The organism is Streptomyces sp. NPDC020597 (assembly GCF_044335095.1).
Lineage (GTDB): Bacteria > Actinomycetota > Actinomycetes > Streptomycetales > Streptomycetaceae > Streptomyces.
Window position 1 is genome coordinate 170,397 of the sequence record NZ_JBIRUL010000012.1, and the last position, 16,173, is coordinate 186,569.

The 16,173-nt window shown below is 66.4% G+C and carries 17 protein-coding genes and 1 pseudogene; 15 read left to right on the forward strand and 3 right to left on the reverse strand.

Translation table 11 applies throughout. The features are described from left to right. The first annotated feature begins 415 nt into the window (after positions 1–415). From ACH4ZA_RS22335 to ACH4ZA_RS22390, 12 genes are all read left to right on the forward strand, one after another. Positions 416–1,195 (forward strand): glucose 1-dehydrogenase, encoded by a 780-nt coding sequence (locus ACH4ZA_RS22335; RefSeq protein ID WP_319168832.1) that lies wholly within the window; start codon positions 416–418, stop codon positions 1,193–1,195. 14 nt (positions 1,196–1,209) lie between these two features. After that, the gene (locus ACH4ZA_RS22340; RefSeq protein WP_319168833.1) at positions 1,210–2,016 is read left to right on the forward strand and encodes a histidinol-phosphatase; all 807 of its coding nucleotides are present in this window, start codon (positions 1,210–1,212) and stop codon (positions 2,014–2,016) included. 72 nt (positions 2,017–2,088) lie between these two features. Further along, positions 2,089–3,201: an inositol-3-phosphate synthase gene (locus ACH4ZA_RS22345; protein ID WP_319168834.1), complete on the forward strand. Its 1,113-nt coding sequence runs from the start codon at positions 2,089–2,091 to the stop codon at positions 3,199–3,201. Further along, positions 3,198–4,229, forward strand: a complete 1,032-nt coding sequence (locus ACH4ZA_RS22350; protein ID WP_398431102.1) for a phosphotransferase enzyme family protein — start codon at positions 3,198–3,200, stop codon at positions 4,227–4,229. The genes ACH4ZA_RS22345 and ACH4ZA_RS22350 overlap by 4 nt, the downstream gene beginning before the upstream one ends. After that, positions 4,226–5,269: a hypothetical protein gene (locus tag ACH4ZA_RS22355; RefSeq protein WP_398431103.1), complete on the forward strand. Its 1,044-nt coding sequence runs from the start codon at positions 4,226–4,228 to the stop codon at positions 5,267–5,269. The genes ACH4ZA_RS22350 and ACH4ZA_RS22355 overlap by 4 nt, the downstream gene beginning before the upstream one ends. Further along, positions 5,266–6,501, forward strand: coding sequence for a methionine adenosyltransferase (locus ACH4ZA_RS22360; protein ID WP_319168837.1), 1,236 nt, complete (start codon positions 5,266–5,268; stop codon positions 6,499–6,501). Before ACH4ZA_RS22355 ends, ACH4ZA_RS22360 begins: the two co-directional genes overlap by 4 nt. A gap of 14 nt (positions 6,502–6,515) precedes the next feature. Beyond that, positions 6,516–7,556 (forward strand): hypothetical protein, encoded by a 1,041-nt coding sequence (locus tag ACH4ZA_RS22365; RefSeq protein ID WP_398431104.1) that lies wholly within the window; start codon positions 6,516–6,518, stop codon positions 7,554–7,556. Beyond that, entirely contained in the window at positions 7,553–8,119 is a 567-nt protein-coding gene (locus ACH4ZA_RS22370) for an AAA family ATPase (RefSeq protein ID WP_319168839.1), read from the forward strand. The genes ACH4ZA_RS22365 and ACH4ZA_RS22370 overlap by 4 nt, the downstream gene beginning before the upstream one ends. 2 nt (positions 8,120–8,121) lie before the next feature. Further along, entirely contained in the window at positions 8,122–9,420 is a 1,299-nt protein-coding gene (locus ACH4ZA_RS22375) for a DegT/DnrJ/EryC1/StrS family aminotransferase (RefSeq protein WP_398431105.1), read from the forward strand. Between the two features lie 31 nt (positions 9,421–9,451). Further along, positions 9,452–9,706: an acyl carrier protein gene (locus ACH4ZA_RS22380; protein WP_319168841.1), complete on the forward strand. Its 255-nt coding sequence runs from the start codon at positions 9,452–9,454 to the stop codon at positions 9,704–9,706. 59 nt (positions 9,707–9,765) lie between these two features. Then, positions 9,766–10,266 (forward strand): NUDIX domain-containing protein, encoded by a 501-nt coding sequence (locus tag ACH4ZA_RS22385; RefSeq protein ID WP_319168842.1) that lies wholly within the window; start codon positions 9,766–9,768, stop codon positions 10,264–10,266. Positions 10,267–10,373: 107 nt separating this feature from the next. Further along, positions 10,374–11,030, forward strand: a complete 657-nt coding sequence (locus tag ACH4ZA_RS22390; RefSeq protein ID WP_319168843.1) for a hypothetical protein — start codon at positions 10,374–10,376, stop codon at positions 11,028–11,030. A gap of 66 nt (positions 11,031–11,096) precedes the next feature. Here ACH4ZA_RS22390 and ACH4ZA_RS22395 read toward each other — a convergent pair whose 3' ends face one another. After that, a complete protein-coding gene (locus ACH4ZA_RS22395) occupies positions 11,097–11,954 on the reverse strand; it encodes a phytanoyl-CoA dioxygenase family protein (RefSeq protein WP_398431106.1) in 858 nt (285 codons plus the stop codon). Between the two features lie 164 nt (positions 11,955–12,118). Here ACH4ZA_RS22395 and ACH4ZA_RS22400 point away from each other — a divergent pair, with 164 nt between their 5' ends. The 3 genes and pseudogenes from ACH4ZA_RS22400 (at position 12,119) to ACH4ZA_RS22410 (ending at position 13,664) form a co-directional block, all read left to right on the forward strand. Continuing rightward, a complete protein-coding gene (locus ACH4ZA_RS22400; RefSeq protein WP_398431107.1) occupies positions 12,119–13,162 on the forward strand; it encodes an adenosine deaminase in 1,044 nt (347 codons plus the stop codon). 5 nt (positions 13,163–13,167) lie between these two features. Then, positions 13,168–13,326 (forward strand): annotated as a pseudogene (locus tag ACH4ZA_RS22405) (transposase); the annotation flags it as partial. Positions 13,327–13,412: 86 nt separating this feature from the next. Further along, positions 13,413–13,664 carry a hypothetical protein gene (locus tag ACH4ZA_RS22410; protein ID WP_398431108.1) on the forward strand — a complete coding sequence of 84 codons (252 nt, stop codon included), beginning with the start codon at positions 13,413–13,415 and terminating at the stop codon, positions 13,662–13,664. Positions 13,665–14,682: 1,018 nt separating this feature from the next. On the opposite strand, the gene ACH4ZA_RS22415 is transcribed toward ACH4ZA_RS22410, so the two are convergent. Next, positions 14,683–15,351, reverse strand: coding sequence for a nucleotidyl transferase AbiEii/AbiGii toxin family protein (locus ACH4ZA_RS22415; RefSeq protein ID WP_398431110.1), 669 nt, complete (start codon positions 15,349–15,351; stop codon positions 14,683–14,685). A 5-nt stretch (positions 15,352–15,356) separates the two neighbouring features. Beyond that, positions 15,357–15,749, reverse strand: coding sequence for a hypothetical protein (locus ACH4ZA_RS22420; RefSeq protein ID WP_319168846.1), 393 nt, complete (start codon positions 15,747–15,749; stop codon positions 15,357–15,359). Positions 15,750–16,173: the final 424 nt, after the last annotated feature.

A 16,173-nucleotide genomic window follows, 5' to 3' on the forward strand; every position in this document is an offset into this window, starting at 1 on the left:
GTGCTCGCCACGTTCGTGGCGGTCCGCGAAGTGGCTGTGGCGGACCGTATGGCCCGCCCACGGCCGGAACAACTGAGGAGGCCGGAACCGCCACGGAACCTGGAAGCCGTCCGCGCGCCACGCGTGGTCCGCAGGGGTGCGCTCAAGGCGTTGTGCAACTGCGAAGTTTCCTCAATTGCACAGTCCCGATCGGGGTTGTCCATGTGAGCCGAGTCGTCCCGTGACCGTCCGGCTGCCCACCGGCGCCGCGCCCGAACGCACCGGCATGGGAGCGGCAAGCATCCGACAAGCGGTCGGCAAGAGATTCGCTGTTGAATCGGCGGAGTGCTTTACGAATTTCATCGACGAATATCCGTAGCAATCATCCCGAACCGCTGATCATTTCTCGCCGGGGACACCACGTGGAGGAGCATCAATGCGAGGGCTCTCAGGTCAGTCCGCGATCGTCACGGGTGGCGCCCAGGGAATCGGCAGAGCCGTGGTGGACAGACTCGTCGTAGAAGGCGCCCATGTGCTGATCGCCGATGTGAACAAGGAATACGGGAAGGCGGCGGCCGAAGAGATAAACGCTCGGGTCGGCTCGCCCGTCACTCGCTTCGTACGGACCGACGTGTCGGACGAGGACGCGGTGGAGCGCGCGGTCGCGGCAGCCGTCGAGTCCTTCGGAGGCGTGCGCTTCCTGATCAACTGCGCCGCCGCTTTCATCATGCGCGGTGTCGAGGCCACGGTCGACGAATGGCGGCGCGTGATGGACGTCAACATCATGGGCCAGGCGCTGTGCGTGAAGCACTCGGCACCTTTCATGAAAGCGGCGGGTGGCGGATCGATCGTCAACATCGCCTCGATATCAGGGCACATCGCGCAGGCCGGTCTCATGACCTACAGCACGACCAAGGGCGCGGTAGTGAACATGACCCGATGCATGGCCCTGGAACTCGCCTCCGACAACATCAGGGTGAACGCCGTCAACCCCGGCACGGTGTGGAACGAGAACAACGAACGCTTCCACCGAGAAGTGCTGGGCATGACCCGGGAGCAAGCGGACCGGGACCCGGAGATCGGAGGCCGGCATCTGCTGGGCAGGACGGCCGATCCGGAGGAGATCGCGGCATCGGTGGTCTTCCTGCTGTCCGCGGAGGCGAGCTACATCACCGGCACGAACCTCATGGTGGACGCCGGCTACACGGCGATGTGAGCGGGAGGAGCTGCGTGAAATTCGACCTGCACACCCATCATGCCCGGTGCGGGCACGCCCGCGGCGAACTGCGTGACTACGTCGAGGCAGCGATCTCCGCCGGGCTCGACATCCTCGGGTTCTCCGATCACTCTCCGTTCTTCGCGGAGGCGGCCGATCACCACAAACCGGGGGTGGCGATGGGCAAGAGCGAATTCCCTGGTTACCTCGCCGAGGCCGCGGCGCTGCGTGAGGAGTACCGCGGCCGGATCCGCATCCTCATCGGTGTGGAGTCCGACTTCTTTCCCGAGCACGTCGGACTGTATCGGCGTATTTACGAGGGAATTGCGCTCGACTACGTCATCGGATCCGTCCATGTGATGGGCGGGACGGACATTTTTGATCTCAAGCGGTGGGAGAACGCGTCCCCTGAACTTCTTCTGGAGGAGAAGGAAAAGTATTGCGAACTGATCGCCGACTCGGCGAGGTCGGGTATGTTCGACATCCTCGGTCACATCGACGCCCTTCGCGGCAACTGCCCGGAAATCGGCTCGATCAAGACCTCCGCGGTGGATCGGATGCTGCGTGTCATCGCGGAGACCGACACGGTCGTGGAGGTCAACACGTCGGGCGGAACCAAGGCGTGCGGAGGATGGTATCCGCAACCGGACGTCCTCGAGAGAGCAGCCCATTTCGGAGTGAAGATCACATTCGGCTCCGACGCTCACGTCCCGGAAAGGATCGCCGAGGACCATGAACTGGTCCGAAAGCGTCTCCGGGAAATCGGATACCGCGAGTGGTACGTGTTCGAAGGGCGTGAGAGAAGGAGTCTGCCTCTCTAGTGTCACGGGTCGGCAGCGTCGGTCCGCGACAAATGTGTTGTATCCCCGAAAATTCTCACGACAAGGTTTCTCATGACCGATCGATTCATTCGTGTCGCTCTGGCCGGCATCGGATCGTGTGCGTCGAGCTTCGTTCAGGCCACCGTTCTCTCCCGCGACTCCGGACCCCGGATGGCCGGGGTCATGCACGAGCACATCGGCGGATACCGACTCGGCGACGTCGAGTTCGTTGCCGCCTTCGACGTGGACGGCAACAAGGTCGGCCAGGATCTCGCGGATGCGATCGCCGTCGCACCGACCGCCGCTCTGAACCACGTTCCCGTCCCGCTCACCGGGGTCCGGGTTCGCTCCGGCCCGCTGCTCGACGGTCTGGACGGGAACCTGTCGGAGATGGTCCGCCCGCACCCGGACTGCGCGTCCCTCACCGCGGCCGACGTGACAGCCGCCCTGAGGCAGTCACGCGCCCAGGTGCTGGTCTGCTTCCTGCCGACCGGGTCCACAGCCGCGGTACAGGCATACGCCCGCGCCAGTGCCGAGGCCGGGGTGGCATTCGTCAACGCCACTCCCGAGCCGGTCGCCAACCGTGCGGAGCTCGTCGAGCTGTTCGTCTCCCGCGGGGTACCGCTGCTCGGCGATGACCTGCGCAGCCATCTCGGCGCCACGACTCTGCACACCGCGCTCCTGGAACTCCTCCAGTCGCGCGGAATGCACGTGGCCAACACCTACCAGCTCAATGTGGGCGGCAACATGGACTTCTACAACCTCGCCGACCCGACGCGCTCACGAAGCAAACAGATCTCGAAACGGCGCGCTCTGGCCAGCGCGGGTATCGACTCCGATGACGTGGCGGCGGGCCCCAACGGCTATGTGAAGTACCTCGGCGACCGCAAGGTGTGCTTCCTGCGCATCGAGGCCGAGGCCATTCTCGGCACACCCCTGTCGATGGAGATCCGGCTGGAGGTGGAGGACAGCCCCAACGCGGCCTCGGTCGTGGCGAACGCGGTCCGGATCGCTCGAACCGCCGCTGATCAAGGGCTGGTGGGCGTTGTGGATCCGGTCTGCCCCTTTCTCTTCAAGAGCCCTCCCGTTGGCCTCCCGGAGTCCGAGGCGCTGCGCCGCTTCCAGCACTTCGTGGAGAAGTCCGCCCGTCCGGCGACCGCGTACACCGGGGCAGCCCGGTCATGAGCGGAGAGGTCTACTGGAAGGTCTCCACGGATCGAACCGCCCGGGAGGTGGCCCACACGGGCTACGGCCTCCGCGTGGAGACGCAGGAACGGCTGGTGCGCCGTGGCGTCAACGCGGTGTGGCGGCTGCACACGTCGGAAGGCGTCTTCGCCCTCAAGCGCTTCGGGCGCCACGCCGTCCCGGACTGGCTGGAGTTCCAACAGGCCGCCACCGCTCGGGCCGCCGCCCGTGGAGTGCCGGTGCAACCGCTGGTCGCAGCGGTCGATCACGCCACGACCGTCGAGTACCAGGGCAGTCAGTGGCAGCTGCGGCCATACGTGGCCGGCCGCGGGTACATCGACGGATACGCCGAGGATCTGGCCAGGGCCGCGGATTGCGCGGCCCTGCTGCACACCACGCGGTGCGAGGGACTGCCGGCCGGCGGACACAACCCCACGCAGGACATGGAGTACTGGCTGACAGCCGACGAGATGGGGATGGAAGAGCTCGCCGACGCCGTCCTCGCCTCGTCACCCGGCGAACTCTGGGAGGCCGTCCGCCCCGCGTATCTGGACGCCTTTCGACGGGCCCGCGCGGAACTCGACGATCCGCTGTACCGCAGCCTGCCCCAGACCCTCACCCATGGCGAGATCGCCGGCTCGAACCTGGTCTTCGACGAGGCCGGACACATCTCCGCCGTCCTGGACTGGGACGCCGTCGACATCAGACCACGGGTGTACGACCTGGCCAGGGCGGCACTCTTTCTGGCCCGCAAGGGACGGGGAAGCTTCATGGTCCACCCGGAACTCGCCGCCGAACTGCTGGTGCGCGGCACATCTCCCAGGCCCGCCGAGCCACGGGAGCTGGCGGCGGTCGTTCCGATCCTGGAGCTCTACTGCGTTCCCACCCCCCAGTACGTCGCGCAACTCGGGTGCCACAGCCCGGACACGCTCCAGTGGTACCTGGGCTGGGCGGCCGAGGGAGCGTCCATGGTGCGCACCACGCTGGCTCCGGCCGTCGCCGCGGCGGCTTCGAGGATCGGACGGTGAGCGGCCGAGGGCAGCGGGATCTCGTCAGGCTGCGCTGCGGAGATCCGCCCTACGCGGTGCATCTGGTGCTGCCCGCCACGCTGCAGGAGACGGCCCGTGCCCTCCTGGAACCCTACGTGCGGGTGGAGGTGGTGACGGCTGACCACGCCCGCTGGTGGCAGGTGCGGACCACGACCCCGATCGAGGACGACCTCGACGAGCACCAGCTGACCACTGTCCGCGGAACCGGGGAGCCGCCCATGCGCCTGTGGTCGCACCCTGGACGTCGCGAACTGGTCGTGGACGCCGGCCTGCCGGGGCCGCTCGTCGTGCAGTACCTCGTCCGCTACGTCCGTGTCCTGCTACGCGTGGGGCGCAGCCGGGGCGAGGAGCTCTTCCTGCACGGCGGCATGGTCAGTGCGGACGACCAGGGCGTCGTGATCCTCGGCGGAAAGGGCGCGGGGAAGACCTCGTCGATCGTGGCATGTCTGACCGCGGGCCTGGACTTCGTAGCCAACGACGACGTCAGCCTGGTCGGCACGGAGGACGGCTGGGCCGGCCGAGGATGGCCACGCGCCGTCTCCGTCCGGCAGGAAACCCTCGCGGCACTGGATATCGACCTGGACAGCCACGTCCTGTCCCATCCGGCCCACCGGGTGGCCGTCCGCGACGCCGGTTCGGAGGCCATACTCCAGCCGAGCGAGCTGACGAGCCTGACGAACCGACGGCCTCCCCGCGCGCGGGCACTGGTCAGGGCCCTGGTCTTTCCGGTGTTCGCCGAATCCCCGTCCGAGAAAGTGCGGTTGGTCCCGCTGGAGGCCGCCGCCGCCCTGCGCGAGTTGACCCAGAACACCGTGCCCGTCCTGCTGCGGAACGAGAAATTTCTGGCTCCCTGCTTTCCGCCTGAACCGAGTACCGCGGCGCTGTGCTCCCGGGTCGCCACCGAGATCCCGGCCTACCTGCTGGTGCAACGGTTCTCCGCGCTGCGAGAGAGCGCGGACATGATCCGCGACCTGCTGTCCGACCATGCCATGACGATTCCAAGCAGGAGCATCAGTTGACTTCCTCGAGCACAGCCCTGGAGTTCATCAGCGTCCAACCCGACTTCCGGCCCGAGGTCGACGCGTTGCCGTACGAGTTGGTGGAACGCAAGGGTGTCGGGCATCCGGACACCATGGCGGACGCGATCGCCGAACGGGCCTCCCGCTACTACGCCACCCACTGCCTCAGCCGCTTCGGCCGCGTGGCACACCACTGGTTCGACAAGGTCCTCATCTTCGGCGGGGAGGCCGACTTCGACTTCGGGAGGGGTGAACTCGTCCACCCCTACACGGTGCTGTTCGCGGGCAAGGCCGCCCTGCGCTGCGGAAGCGAGGAGATTCCGCTCGACGAGATCCTGCACGCCGCCGCCGCGGACGTGCTCACCCAGGTGACCACCGGGTTCGAACCGGACAAGCACCTGCGAGTCGAGAACAGGGTCGTCGACCATCAGGGCCCGGGGCGCGGCAGCACCCGATATCGACCGCTCGGCCCGGCGGACCTGGTCGCTCCCGGGGATCCGGCGCTCACCTCCAACGACTGCAACCTGCTGCATGGATACGCGCCGCTGAGCAGGCTCGAACGGGCCGTCCTGGGCGTCGAGCAGATGATCACCGGTGAGGAGTTCAAGGCCGCGAATCCTGACACCGGCTGGGACGTCAAGGTGTTCGGCAGCCGGCGGCAGGACGATTTCCGCCTCATCGTCAACATGCCGTTCATAGCGGCCCACATCGAGTCCTTCGACCACTATCAACACCGGGTGGGACAGTGCCGTCAAGTCGTCCAGGAGCTGCTGGACCGCGTTCTGGAGGAACGCTGTGAGGTCCTGCTGAATCCGGCCGACCGCGGTGTGCGCCCGTATCTGACCGTTCTCGGCTCGGTGGCCGACACGGGGGACGTGGGAGCCGTGGGCCGAGGCAATCGCGTCAACGGACTGATCACCCCGATGCGGCCGATGAGCATCGAGGCTCCGGCGGGCAAGAACCCGATGGACCACACGGGCAAGCTGTACAACGTCCTCGCTCATCGCCTCGCCGCGCAGATCAGCGACCTGTGCGGGCGGCCGGTGGAAACGCACATCTTCACCTCCAAGGAGGCGCCGCTGCACCGGCCCGAGGAGGTCGTCGTGAAGATCCGCTCCTGGCAGGAGGACGAGTCCACGCGCGCGCGGGTGGGCGAGATCGTCACCGCGGGACTCGACTCGACCTACGGACTGACAGAAGAGCTCATTCATTCCGGTATCACGCTGTGGTGAGGTGACTCGTGGCCATGATCGGTGAATTGCTGGATGCCATCGCCCACTGCTCCGAACACCCCGCGGAGAGCGTCGTCAAGACGGTGCGGCCGTACCGCACTCCTCAAGTGACCGAGCGGTCCCATCAGTTCCTGCTGATGCTCAAGCCGGAACTGACCCGGGCCGCCTCGGCGGCAGACGGCGCGGAGTTGCTGGGCTGGGTGTTCTCCTTGCTCGAGGAACACGGGACGCAGTTCGGGGCCGTGCGGGTGCTGTCGGGCACGCGGGTGCGGCGGCACCACTGGGTGGAGTCGCACTACGAGATGCTCAACGCGATCTCCCGGCATGGCATGGACCGCGTGTCGGCGGCAGCCGGGGAGCGACTGCTGCGGCATCGTCCTGAGGCTGCCCCCGACCGCCTCCTGGGTGGGCATCAGTTCCTGGAGCGCTTCCCCGAGTTCACGGCGAGGTCTCTGGACGTTCTGGCGCAGAACCTTCCGGTGACGAAGTTCGGGGCGGGAACCTACGCCACCGAGCTGATGACGGACGGTCTCCTCTGGACTGTCCTCAACGCCTTTCATCCCTTCCAGGCCGCCCACTTCTCCACCCCCGGCAGCTGCGTGGTCCTCATGGAGTGCACCAGCGAGGAACCCCTGCGCGAGATCCGGGCGCGTGCCGTCGGGGCCACCGATCCGGTCCGGGCCGAACCCGGTTCGATCAGGCGGGAACTGCTGGAACGACGCCCCCGATGGAGCGGGCACTGGAATGTGTGCACCAGCCTCAACGCGATCCATCTCTCTCCCGGGACGATCGAGGGGATGTTCTGCGTACAGCGGTACTTCGGCGGAGAGACACAGCCGCTGTCCCTCGCCGACACTGTGCTCGGCGCACGGCTGCTGGCAGACGGCGCCGATGCCGACCGGCTCGACGCCTTGCGGACCAACCCGGAGGTCGCCGTGGCCGGCTTGCGCGGCCCCCTGTTCGACATCACGGAGGACATGCCGGCGGACGACGCGGCCGACCTGGTGCTGCGCGTCCTCGAACAGCCCGGTACCCGGACGAGGGCACGCACATGACCGACGTCGGGCTTGGCAGGCGGATCTGGATCACGGGCCCGCCGGGTGCGGGCAAGACAACCCTCTCCCACCAGTTGCGTGATCGGCTGTCGCTCCCTCTGCATGAGCTGGACCACCTGTTCTGGCAGGAGGGCTGGCGCAAGACCGACAAGAGGGAGTTCCTGGCTGCGGTCTCACACATCGCCGCGACGGACCGCTGGATCGTGGACGGTCAGTACGGTTCGGCATCCCCCTTGCTGGCCGAGGCGGCGGACACGCTGATCTGGCTCGACATCCCGTTCCCGGTGTCGTTCCAGCGCGTACTCCGTCGTACGGTCCACCGGCTCGTCCACAGGGAGACCCTCTGGAACGGCAACCGGGAGCGGCTGCCCAAGGCGGTGGGATTCCTCGTCTGGGCGGCCCGCACCCACGGGCAGTCCAGACGCCGGAACCGGGAACTGCTGCAGCGACTCGCCCAGCGGGGGGTGCGCTGCAGGCGGATACGGACGGCGGCGGACCTGGACACCCTGCTGGAAGCCCAGGGCGGCCCTACCATCGCACCCCATGACGCGAAGCAGGAGTGAACGTGACCGACAAACTGGCGCTGCTCGGCGGCACCCCCGTGATCAAAAGCTCGCTGGAGGAACGATGGCCGGCGTTCCGCGAGTCGGATGTCGAGGCGGCCGCCGAACTGGTCCGGCGCGGCGAGATCTCGTACAACGGCAGGGAAGGGACGGTGCGGGACCTGGAGGAGCACTTCCGTGAGTACGTGGGAACGCGATACGCGCTCGCGGTGAACTCCGGTACGTCCGCCCTGCACTCGGCCTTCTTCGCCATCGGCCTGCAACCCGGCGACGAAGTCCTCGCCCCCACCTACACGTTCCACGCGACGGTCATGCCGGTCTTCGCCTGCAACGCCGTGCCCGTCCTGGTGGACGCCGAAGCCGACACGGGCAACATCGACCCCACGCTCCTGGAATCGCACATCACCTCGCGGACGAAGGCCATCGTCGCCACCCATCTCAACGGATACCCGGTCGACATGGCGACGATCCTCTCCGTCGCCCGCAAGCACGGACTGCGGGTGATCGAGGACTGCTCGCAGGCCCACGGCGCCGAGTGCGACGGTCGGCGGGTCGGTGGCCTGGGAGACGTCGCGGCCTTCAGCATGCAGTCGCGCAAGCAGGTCACGGCCGGCGCGGGCGGCATCCTGACAACGAACGACGACCGCGTCCACGAACGAGCCGTGCTGTTCGGTCATTCCCTCAACCGCTCCGTGGAGGCCGTCGTCAGTGACGAGTACCGTCGCTTCGCGAGCACCGGTCTCGGCCTCAATCTCCGTATGCACCCGGTGGCCGCAGTGCTCGCCGATCGGACGCTGGCCCGACTGGACGAGCTGCTGAAGGTACGCGAGGCCAACGGCGCGCACCTGGACGCGCTGCTCTCGCGCATCGACGGCGTGCACCCTCCGGTTCGCCGGCCGCACATGACGAGGATCGCCCACTACAGTCACCAACCGCTGTACCGGCAGGAGGAGTTGGGCGACTTGTCCAGCGGTACGTTCGTCAGGGCGCTGGCTGCCGAGGGGGTTCCCGTCTCGCGCCCCAAGTCCCCACCGCTGCATCAGGAACCGGCGTTCCAGGATCCGGAGTGGAAGCTGGACACCTATCACCCGGGGCCCGGGAACAGCTACCGCCGTTACCGCGACGGGCAGTTGCCGAACAGCGAGACCTACGTCGCCACGGCACTGCGGCTGCCGGTCTTCTCCCGAGACGTGCGCGACGAGTTGGACGCCGTCGGTGAGGCCTTCGCGAAGGTCACACAGCAGGCGGGTCTTCTTCGCGACCTGGAACGTGCCGGGTGCGTCCCGGTTCCCACGGCATGACCGCAACTCGTCCCTCGCGACAGAGGTAGGCATGATGGACAGACAAGAGGTCGACAAACAGGTACGGGCCAATCTGGCGGCTCAGCTCAGGATCTCGGCTGACTTTCCGGACACGGATCTCCTCGCCGATCACGGGCTCGATTCACTTGCCAGCGTTCAGTTCACCATCGATCTGGAGGACACCTTCGGGATCGTCTTCGAAGACGAGGACATCGCTTTCGAGAGATTCGCGACGATCAGTAGTGTGGTCGATCTGCTACTGGAAAAGCTCCCCCCGAGCAGGTGATCGCGGTGGCGTGCCGACAGGCACGTCGTGGACAACGGCAGCCGATGTAAGCTGACTTGGTGCCTACGCCAACGCCAGAGGAAATAGTCGCGCATCGCCCGAGTGCACGTGTCGTGCTGTTGGATGAAAGCGGTCGGCTGCTGTTGTTTTCCGCGCGCGATCACAAGGACGATTCCATGCGCTGGTTCACCGCCGGTGGTGGCCTGGAGTCCGGCGAGAGCTATGAACAGGCGGCTCTTCGAGAATTGCGGGAGGAAACCGGCTTGGTCGATGTCGACCTGGGCCCGCAGATCTGGCAGGGGCGACCTTGGAGGACGGTCAGAGAAGGCGTCACTTATGAAGTCACGCAACGCTACTTCCTGGCCCGGGTCCCGGCCTTCGAAGTGGACACCTCGGCCTTCCAGGACGTGGAGAAGGCCGCGATCACCGGCTACCGCTGGTGGAGCGTGGAAGAGCTGGAGAAGACCTCCGACCTGCTCCGCCCGGCCGGGCTCCCCGCGCTGCTCAAGGCCCTCCTGACCGATGGCCCGCCCAGCGAGCCAGTGCTGGTGGACGGTTGACGCCGGGCCGGCCATGTCGAGGACGCGTGCGCCAACAAGATCGGGACAAGATTCCCCGCACTACTCTCTCAGGCGAGCAGTCAAGTCGACAGCAGAGGGAGCGGTGAATGATCTCGGAAATCGAGAAATACAGTGTCGGCTGGACCGATCTGGCGGAAGCGTCCACCCGCAATGCCGAACTCCTGAAGGAGCTGGCTCTCGACAAGCAGTCCTTGCGGAAACTGGCGATCGGGGCCTGGGAGACTTCCACCCTGCGCGACATGTGCGAACAGACGAGGCAACTCAGCAGGATAGTGCTGCACGATGCCCTGGACCGTGGCTTCAGGCTCCGCCTCCACCTCTGGAACGACTTCGAGACCGGCTATCCCCATAATCACCGTTGGTCCTTCTCGACCAGGTTGCTGAGCGGGGAATACCACCACACCCTCTACGAGTCGCCGAGTGGGTTCGACTCGCCCTCCAGGAACGATGCCGACGGCGTGGAACTCATCACGCGTTACCGGACACTCGAGTCCGCCGGTGGCGGGTACACGCTCCACCACGACACCGTTCACCGAACGGAGACGACCGTCGACACGGTGTCCCTGCTCATTCGTGGGCCGGTGGAGAAACGGCGCGCACTGACCGCCGACCCTGGGACGGGGAAGTTCCGATTCAGTCTCGGCCGCACCATGGAAACGCCCCCGGCGGTCGCCGCCAGGCGGATGTCGAGCGCGCAGTTCGAGGCAATGTTCGCCAGGCTGGAGAAGCTCGGCATTCTCTGACCGCCAGGGCAATCTCACCGTCGGCCCCTGACGGAACTCACCCTGGAGCGGCAACGCGGAAGAAGCTCATTGCCCGCTCGGCCCCGCGACATGGCGTCGAACGTCCTGCCGGACCCGCATCCGCCGCCGGGCCTCGGCACGGCCGATCGGATGGCTGTCGTCCCATGCGATGGCGTTGCGCATCAGTGCGGCCAGCGCCGGTTCGACACCGTCCAGGTATTCCGGGTCACGCATCCAGGTCAATGAGGTCTGCCCGCCGGTCGGCTCCTCCTGGGATTGAACGTTCATGTGCAGGGTGCGGCGGAACACTCCCGCCCGGCACGAACCGCGGTGCACCATGTGGTAGTTCATGTAGATGACGTCACCGGGGCGGCAGTCGACGACGACCTCGCCCGGCATCCGACCTGTTCCGAGAGTCTCGATCTCCGCACGCTCACGGTCCGTCAGGGGCCGGCGATGGGATCCTGGAATCGCGTGGAAAGAATTGTCCTCGGAGAGGCACACGTTGAATTGCACGTGCCGGGGTTTTCCGTCCGGATCATAATGCTCGTGCTCATGGTTGTCCTTGTGCCAGTTGAGTTCGTAGTCCACATGGTGGGGCGACCACAGAGAATGCGCCGACCAGAAACGCAGCCGCGGCCCCAGTATTGCGTGGACCGGTTCCATGAACCCGTGGTGGCCGAATATCTTGGCCAGTTCGGGTTCATAGAGGTCTGGCATGAAGATGTTGTTGACCCCCCAAGTGTCGACCTGTCCGTCCTGTCGAGCGGTGTAGCGAGATCCTACGAATCGATCCGGGGTGGACCGGACCTTCTGAACGATGCGCTCGTTGGCTGCCAAAAACGTGGCGACCTCATCCTCGGTGAAGACGCCCGGGACCACGGTGTAGCCGTTCGTGAAGAACTCCTCGACATGTGCGTCCAAGGATCCGCCGCATTGCTCTCGCGTTGAGATTCGGTCGTTCACCTGACACCTCTGGTAAGAGTGGTCGTCCGCAAAGCATGCTGATTTGGAAAACAGTTTCCCACTCGTGTCTTGTCGGCTCCTTGTCGTCCTGCGGAAACTCCGCCGGTTGTACCATCCGAGCTATGGAATCATTCATCGCGGGATTGCCGAAAGTCGAACTGCACGTGCATCACGTGGGATCCGCTCCCGCAGAGACCGTCATAGAACTTGCTTCGCGCCATCCTGCTTCCAAGGTCCCGAAAGAAGCAGGGGAACTGGCCGATTACTTTGCCTTCCGAGACTTCTCGCATTTCATCGAAGCCTATGTCTCCGTGGTCGACCTCATTCGTACGGCGGATGACGTCAGGCTCCTGACGATCGGAATCGCCCGGGATCTGGCCCGGCAGAGTGTTCGCTACGCCGAACTGACCGTCACTCCCTACAGTTCGGTGCGCAGAGGAATTCCAGCGGCTGAATTCATGGCGGCGATCGAGGACGCGCGGATCGCTGCCGAGGCCGAACTGGGGGTCGTCCTGCGCTGGTGCTTCGACATTCCTGGTGACGCGGGGCTGGGAGCCGCGGAGGAGACGACCCGACTGGCCTTGGACGTGGGTGCCGACGGGCTGGTGAGCCTCGGGCTCGCGGGCAGGGAGGCCGGGGTGTCGCGTGCCCAGTTCAAGCCGTACTTCGACCGGGCCCGTGCGGCCGGACTGCACAGCGTCCCCCACGCGGGGGAAACTGCCGGATCGGAGAGTGTCTGGGAGGCCCTGCGGGTCCTGGGCGCCGAACGCATCGGCCACGGGACGACCGCGGTGACCGACGAGGCGCTGCTCCGTCACCTGGCCGAACATCGGATTCCGCTGGAGGTCTGCCTCACCTCCAACGTGGCCACACGGGTCGTCGCGGACGCGGAACAGCACCCCATCCGTCAGCTGGTGAGGGCCGGGGTGCCCGTCACGGTCAACACCGATGATCCGCTCATGTTCGGCACGGACCTCAACCGTGAGTACGCGGTCGTAGCCCGTCTTCTCGGCCTGAGCGAGCCTCAGGTGGCCGATCTGGCCAAGACCTCGGTGGAGACGTCGTTCATGGACCCCTTGGCCAAACGCCGGCTGATGACCGAGATCGACCTCTACCTGGCCAACTGGATGGCCGCCTCCAGGGCCCCCGGAGAGCATCGCGCATGATCGGCTGGCCCGCCGAAGCACCCACCGACTACTGGCTGTCCAACCTTCCCGCCGACACACCGATCGCCGAACTGGTCCGCCTGGCCAAGATCCGCTGGCGCATCGAACACGACTACCGCGAACTCAAACACGGCCTCGGGCTGGACCACTTCGAGGGACGCTCCGCGCACTCGCCTTGAAGCTGAGGAACGTTCCCCGGTCGAAGTCCTGGACCGTGCCGGTCGTCGGCGTGGTCCAGGTGAACTTCTTGGTGGCCGACACCCAGTGCTTGTCCACGAGGGGAGCCCACGCGGTCACGCCGTCCCAGGTCCCCACTTTCAATCCCTCCAGCGCGGTCCGGGCCTCTTCAGCGTTTGGCAGCCCCGGAAGCTTCGACGCTGCCTGGTGCACCTATGGGCGCTCCTGGACCATCGTCAAAGCCACCTACAAACTGACCGTCACCCAGGACGAGAAATCCATGCTCACCAAGATGCTGGATACCTGCGCGTCATCAGCGCAGTAGCAGAGAGGCTGTCGCGCGCTATCTGCCTGGATCCTGGGATCCGCTCTGCTTCTTTGCGGCACCGCCGGTGTCCCCACAGCACCTGAATCAGGGACCGCCCGCTAGTGCGGCCATGAGTCGGGCCTCCAACAGCAGATGGTCGGCACTCGGCTGCGCAATGAGGCGCGGCGGCCTCGACACGGCGCAGAGCGGAACGGACGGCCACGACCGCCCTGGGGTCCCTGTTCACCGAGCATCGCGTCTACCTGTGTAGACGCGGCATCGCGCACACCATTCCGGAGAAGACCGACAGTAGCGACACCGCCACAACCGGGGTCGAGGGCCGTCCGCCGGCATTCGGCTGGCAGATCTACCGCCGGCGCAACGTCGTCGAGCGCTGCTTCAACCAACACAAGAACTTCCGCGGAATCGCCACCAGATACGCCAAGACCGCCACCCCTTACGAGGCAGCGGTCACCGGCGTAGGGCTTCGTACCGGGGGAGGTGCTGCGTACTACGGGTATCCATGCGGCGTCAGATTGCCGGTGCCGAACCCACATAGGGCTGTGACGCTCGTTTGACGCTCCGGGCGCCTTCAAGCTGCACAGCGAGCCGAGAAAGCGCCTCTGACCTGGCCCTTTCTGTGGCTCGCTCAGGCCGACATCTTTCCGATGACGCATCATGTGGAGTGCGTGGCGATTTTGGAACCTCTCCGGGATGGTGTCTGACCTGCGGTTTCTGGGAGCGGTCGGCTGTTCCACCTGTTTGCCGTGGTTACAACAGGTGCAGGTGGAGAACACTGCCTGAGCTGCGGATTCCGGGGCGTCGGGGCCGGGTTGCGCGCCGGGGCCGATATGTCTCGGTGACTCCTGACGCATGAATGACGCACGTTCTGAAGGGCCTTCAGTTGCGTGGGAGCCTCGGACTCCGGGTCGGCTCAGTGCGAGGAGGAGTGTCACGATCGACAGCAGAGGCGGGATGCTGCCGGGGTTCGCAGCCTCTCCGGGTGGCTGGGGGCCGTGTGAGGGCTCGCGCGTGATCAGTCGATGTCGGGATCGTCGGACTCTTCGAGGAGCCGGGCTGCGAGGTCGTCGGCCCACTCCACGGCCCAGGTTCGAAGAGCGGTGATGGTGGCATCGTCCAGGCCGTAAGCGGTGAAGGCTTCGTCGTCGGTCCACTCGGCGCCGGTGAGGTTCGCCTGCAGGTCTTCGCGCTCGAAGCGGCCACGGGCGTGGCGGCGGCCGAACTCCTCAAGCTCAGCGTTGCTCCAGCGGTGGGAGGCTGCGAAGACGTCGATCAGGTCGCGGGGCGCTCCGCGGTCGGCAAGGGCGCGGACCTTCGTGCCGATCACGTCTTCCTCCGCGAGGACGGGCCCGTACGGGCTCTGGGTGACCGGCCGCCAGAAGATCTCCTTGAGGATGTCGACTTCGCAGTCCTGCCCGGTGCCCGGGTCGGTCACGGTGAAGCGGGCGGACAGCGGGGCGGTCTCCAGGGCGTGCACCTTCCAGCCGCGGGCTTCCAGGCCGGCGCGGAGCGTGGCGGCGATGTCGGCCATGGGTGCCGGGTTCTCGGTGGCGACATCGAGGTCCTGGCTCGGGCGGTTCACGAGGCGGTGCGCTCGTAGGGCGTATCCGCCGGTGAGGACCAGTGGATACGGGGAGCCGAGGGCGATCACATCAGCCAGGAGCCGCGTGTGCAGCTCCGGCATGTCCGTCACGCGGCTGCCCGGGTGCGGGAGGCGAGCTGCGGGAAGGCGTCTTCCCATACGGTGCGCACCGTGCGGCCGACGAGGGTGCGCAATACCGGCCACAGCCGGAGGAGCAGGTCCTCGTTGAGGTAGTGGGGCAGGTCGTCGCGCAGGCCCTCGTGCAGGACAGTGCGGTACAGGCCCATGCGCTGGCGCGGCTTGCCCAGGTCGTACGAGGTCATCCCGGACCAGGCCAGGTGCAGCGGCAGCTTCACGACCCCCTGGGCCGGGCCGCGCAACTCGTCCAGCGACTCCGGCAGACGCCGCCGGAACTTCTCCCGGTACAGCGCGAGATCCTCGGCGACTGCGCCCGACAGGTCGCTCGGTGCTGGCGCGGGGGGATGCGGACTAGAGGGCATGAACCCATTATGGCGGCCCGCGAGGTGGTGCTGGTCGCGATGTGTGAGCTGTCCCGGTTTCCGGAGGGGGCGTCGGCTGCGCCGGAGACGGCGTGGCCGGCGATTGCGCGCTGTCGGAGGCGAAGATCTGGTGCCAGACCGAATCGGTGAGTCGCCGCAGTCCTGCACAGCCCGCCCCGGGCACTTGAACTCGGGAGGAGTCCGGTGGCCGTGGATCTCTCCATCTGTAAGGCGTCCATCTCCGAGGGAATCCGCGACGAAGGCTGCGTCTAGCGCGGGGTCGAGGACATTCTTGTCGCCCTGCGGACCCGCGGCATCGACGTCGCATGTATGACGCACGGAGCCATCCACGGGACCTGGATGGGGCGGGAAAACCGCCTCTGACCTGCACGTTTTCTGGGGTGGGTCAGACTGCACATCTTCC